The organism is Streptomyces glaucescens, assembly GCF_002154375.1.
GTDB lineage: Bacteria > Actinomycetota > Actinomycetes > Streptomycetales > Streptomycetaceae > Streptomyces > Streptomyces glaucescens.
Window position 1 is genome coordinate 1 of sequence record NZ_MUND01000387.1, and the last position, 4,287, is coordinate 4,287.

Sequence of the window (4,287 nt, forward strand, 5' to 3'; positions counted from 1 at the left end):
CCGAGGCCGGCGCCCGCGTCCGCACCGCCGCCCGGCACGCCGCCGAGGCGGGCATCGGCGACCTGAAGCCCGACGGTCGCCCCCGAGCGGTCCTGATCGCCGGGCCGGGCGCCGCCGCGACCCACGCCGCCGACCTCCTCGGCACCCTCGCCGGCCCCGGCAGCCCGGTGACCCGTCTCGCCCCGACGGGCGTCGCCCCGGCCGCCGGCGCCCTCCGCTGGGAACTCCCGGGCTGGGCCGGTTCCGTGGACCTGCTGCTGATCACGACCCCGGACGGCACGGAGCCGGGTCTGGCCCTGCTCGCCGAGCAGGCCTACCGCCGCGGCTGCACGGTCGCCGCCGTGGCCCCGCCCGGCACCCCGCTCGCCGAGGCCGTCGCCGGCGCCCACGGCCTCTTCGTACCGCTGGCCACCGCCCCGTACGAGCACGACGAGCCCCTCGCCGCCTCCGCCCCCGGCGTCCTGTGGGCCCTGCTCACGCCCCTCCTCGCGCTGCTGGACCGGATCGGCCTGCTCGGCGCGCCCACCGGCTCCCTGGAGAAGGTCGCCGACCGGCTGGACCAGATCGCCGAGCGCTGCGGCCCGGCGATCGCCACGTACAGCAACCCGGCGAAGACACTCGCCGCCGAACTGGCGGACGCGCTCCCGCTGGTCTGGACGGAGGGCACGTCGGCGGGCCCGGCGGGCCGCCGCTTCGCCGCGGCGCTCGCGGAGCTGTCCGGCACTCCGGCCATGGTCGCCGAGCTCCCGGAGGCGCTCGCCGCGCACAGTGCCCTGCTGGCCGGCCCGCTGGCGGCGCGCGCCAACCCGGACGACTTCTTCCGGGACCGTGTCGAGGAGCCGCCGGCACTGCACGCGCGCGTGGTGCTGCTCCGCGACCGCCCGATCGCCGGCCTCACCGCCGCTCCCGCCGCCCGCGACCTGGCCTTGAGCCACGACACGCCGATCAGCGAACTGGAACCGGATCCGGGCGGCGAACTGGAGACCCTGGCCGAGCTGATCGCCATCACGGATTTCGCCGCCGTTTACCTGGCGCTCGCATCGAGGGCCTGATCTTGCCCAGGACGCCCTGATCACCGCAGCACCAGGACGGCGCCACACGCGAGAGAGGGACGTCGTACGCAAGACAGGGACGTCGTACGCGTGAGAAGGGCGCCGTACGCACCAAGCACCCGACGGCAGAAGGAACCCGGAAACCCCATGGACCGCCTCGACAACACCGTCCGCCCCTACGCCTGGGGCTCCACCACCGCGATCCCGCAGCTGCTCGGTGTCGAGCCGACCGGCGAACCCCAGGCGGAGATGTGGATGGGCGCCCACCCGGGCGCACCCTCGCGGACCCCGCGCGGCACGCTCGTGGAGGTCATCGAGACGGGCCCGGAGCGTGAACTGGGCGAGCTGACCGTCGCGAAGTTCGGCCCCCGGCTGCCGTTCCTGCTGAAGATCCTCGCCGCGGGCGCCCCCCTCTCCCTCCAGGTGCACCCCGACCTGGCCCAGGCGAAGGAGGGTTACGAGGACGAGGAGCGCCGCGGCATCCCCGTCGACGCCCCGCACCGCAACTACAAGGACGCCAACCACAAGCCGGAACTCGTCTGCGCGCTGACCGAGTTCGACGGCCTGTGCGGGTTCCGCGACCCGGACCAGGCCGCCGGCCTCCTCGACGGCCTCGGCGTCGACTCCCTCAAGCCGTATGTCGACCTGCTGCACGCGCACCCTCAGGACGCGGCCCTGCGCGAGGTGCTGACCGCCGTCCTCACCGCCGACCGCGCGGAGATGGCCCGCACGGTCGCCGAGGCCACCGCCGCCTGCACCCGCCTCGGCGGCGCCTACGCGCCGTACGCCGACATCGCCCACCACTACCCGGGCGACCCGGGCGTCATCGCCGCGATGCTGCTCAACCACGTCCGACTCCAGCCCGGCGAGGCTCTGTTCCTCGGCGCGGGCATCCCGCACGCCTACCTGAACGGCCTCGCCGTCGAGATCATGGCCAACTCGGACAACGTGCTGCGCTGCGGCCTGACCCCCAAACACGTCGACGTCCCCGAACTCCTGCGGATCGTCCGCTTCCAGCCGAGCGACCCGGGCGTGCTGCGCCCCGAGGCGTCCCCCGACGGCGAGGAGGTCTACGAGACCCCCATCGACGAGTTCCGGCTGTCCCGGTACGTCCTCCCCGAGGGCGGCGCGCGCCACGACCTCACGCGCCCCACCCCCCAGATCCTGCTCTGCACCGCCGGTGCCGTACGGGCCGGGGAGCACGAACTGCGCGCGGGGCAGTCCGTGTTCGTCCCGGCGGGCGAGACCGCCGAGGTGACGGGCTCCGGCACGCTCTTCCGCGCGACCGTCGTGGCCTGACCACTCGGAAAAGCCGTGGCCTGACCACCCGGAAAAGGGGGATACGGCACCCGTAAGGAGCCGGTGAGGGCGGCCTCGCACGCCGCCCGCGCGGGGGCTGCAACAATGGCCCACCGTCAAGGCCGGGCAGAGCCCGAAACGGCGTACGTACGAAGGGACAACGCGAACACATGAGCGCGTCAGGCGGTACCAAGGCGATCGTGGCGGCATTGCTCGCCAACCTCTCGATCGCGGCAGCGAAGTTCGTGGCGTTCCTGTTCAGCGGCTCGTCGTCGATGCTCGCCGAGTCGGTGCACTCCCTCGCCGACTCCGGCAACCAGGGCCTGCTGCTCCTCGGCGGCAAGAAGGCCCAGCGCGTGGCGACCCCGCAGCACCCCTTCGGCTACGGCCGCGAGCGCTACATCTACGCCTTCCTGGTCTCGATCGTCCTCTTCTCCGTCGGCGGCATGTTCGCCATCTACGAGGGCTACGAGAAGATCAAGCATCCGCACGAGATCAAGCACTGGTACTGGCCGGTCGGCGTCCTGGTCTTCGCGATCATCGCCGAGACCTTCTCCTTCCGCACGGCCATCAAGGAATCCAACGTCCTGCGCGGCAAGAAGTCCTGGAAGGAGTTCGTCCGCCACGCCAAGGCGCCTGAGCTGCCCGTCGTCCTCCTGGAGGACCTCGGCGCCCTCGTCGGCCTGATCCTCGCCCTCGGCGGCGTCGGCCTGGCCCTGCTCACCGGCGACGGCGTCTGGGACGGCATCGGCACCCTCTGCATCGGTGTGCTGCTCATCCTGATCGCGCTCGTCCTGGCCGCCGAGACCAAGTCCCTCCTCCTCGGCGAGTCCGCGGGCCTGGAGGACGTCCAGAAGATCGAGGCCGCGATCGTCGCCGGCGACACCGTCACCCGCATCATCCACATGCGCACGCTCCACCTCGGCCCCGAGGAGCTGCTGGTCGCCGCCAAGATCGCCGTCCAGCACGACGACACGGCCACCGAGATCGCCGGCGCCATCGACGCCGCCGAGGCCCGCATCCGCGAGGCCGTCCCGATCGCCCGCGTCATCTACCTCGAACCCGACATCTACAGCGAGACCGAGGCCGCCAAGGGCCCCGACCCGGAGGCCACCCCGGGCGGCCCGACGCTCGACGGCGCCGGTCACTGACCCAGGGCACAGGGCCCCGGCCGCTCGCACGGAGCGGCCGGGGCCCTTATCCGTTCCCGGCTCGTCACCGCAGGCGTCACAGGCGTTCCGGCCACCACCGCGTGAGCACCGACGGCCGCCGCCGCACCCTGCGCGCCCCGATCGCGATCAGCGCCGCACCGAGGAGCAGAGCCAGCCCCAGCAGCAGGAGCAGGGCCAGCAGCACCGGCACGGCGTAGTCGCCGGTGACCCGGCCGACGACCGCCCCGGCCGGCACCGTGCCGCCGTGGTCGGAGACGAAGGCCCGCGAGTCCCGCGCTTTCATCCGGTGGTCGCCGAGCAGGGACAGCCGCCCCGGCGGCACCAGCACGTCGTACGGCTGACGCAGCCCGTCGCCGACACCGTCCCGGACGTACGGCTCCACCAGCGGCTTCCCGTTGCGTACGATCCGCTCCGCGCCGGTCCCGGCGGCCGCCACGCAGCACACCACCCGGTCGCCGCCCACCCCGATCACCCGCTGCGCGACGTCCGCGCCCCGATAGCGCTCCGGCGCCTCGTACAGCACCACGTCCCCGCGCCGCACCTCGGCCGCCCCGATGCGCTCGACGAGCACCGAATCTCCGATGTCGTACGTGGGCCGCATGCTCTCGCCCCGCACGCTCACCAGCTTGTAGCCCTCGTGCAGGCTCACCAGCGACGTGGCCGTCAGCGCCACTCCCACCAGCCCCACCAGCCAGGCGGCCACCATGACCCGGCGCATCCCGTCCACCCCTGCTCTCGCTCCCCAAGCGGCACGTCCGCGGACG

General features: G+C 73.4%; 4 protein-coding genes. 3 read left to right on the forward strand and 1 reads right to left on the reverse strand.

The window, feature by feature from the left end:
- From CCN42_RS24475 to CCN42_RS24485, 3 genes are all read left to right on the forward strand, one after another.
- On the forward strand, positions 1 to 1,052 hold a 1,052-nt coding region (locus CCN42_RS24475; protein WP_086738854.1), incomplete at its 5' end, for an SIS domain-containing protein.
- A gap of 147 nt (positions 1,053 to 1,199) precedes the next feature.
- Positions 1,200 to 2,351, forward strand: a complete 1,152-nt coding sequence (gene manA, locus CCN42_RS24480) for a mannose-6-phosphate isomerase, class I (protein WP_086738856.1) — start codon at positions 1,200 to 1,202, stop codon at positions 2,349 to 2,351.
- Between the two features lie 170 nt (positions 2,352 to 2,521).
- Positions 2,522 to 3,502 (forward strand): cation diffusion facilitator family transporter, encoded by a 981-nt coding sequence (locus CCN42_RS24485; RefSeq protein ID WP_086738857.1) that lies wholly within the window; start codon positions 2,522 to 2,524, stop codon positions 3,500 to 3,502.
- Between the two features lie 76 nt (positions 3,503 to 3,578).
- Here the strand turns inward: CCN42_RS24485 and lepB are convergent.
- Positions 3,579 to 4,287, reverse strand: a 709-nt coding sequence (gene lepB / locus CCN42_RS24490; RefSeq protein ID WP_339384411.1) for a signal peptidase I, incomplete at its 5' end; no start/stop codon positions are given.

Bases quoted from the DNA above. Each gene is read 5' to 3' on its own strand.
- manA (WP_086738856.1), top strand. From the start codon at position 1,200: ATGGACCGCCTCGACAACACCGTCCGCCCCTACGCCTGGGGCTCCACC.
- CCN42_RS24485 (WP_086738857.1), top strand. From the start codon at position 2,522: ATGAGCGCGTCAGGCGGTACCAAGGCGATCGTGGCGGCATTGCTCGCC.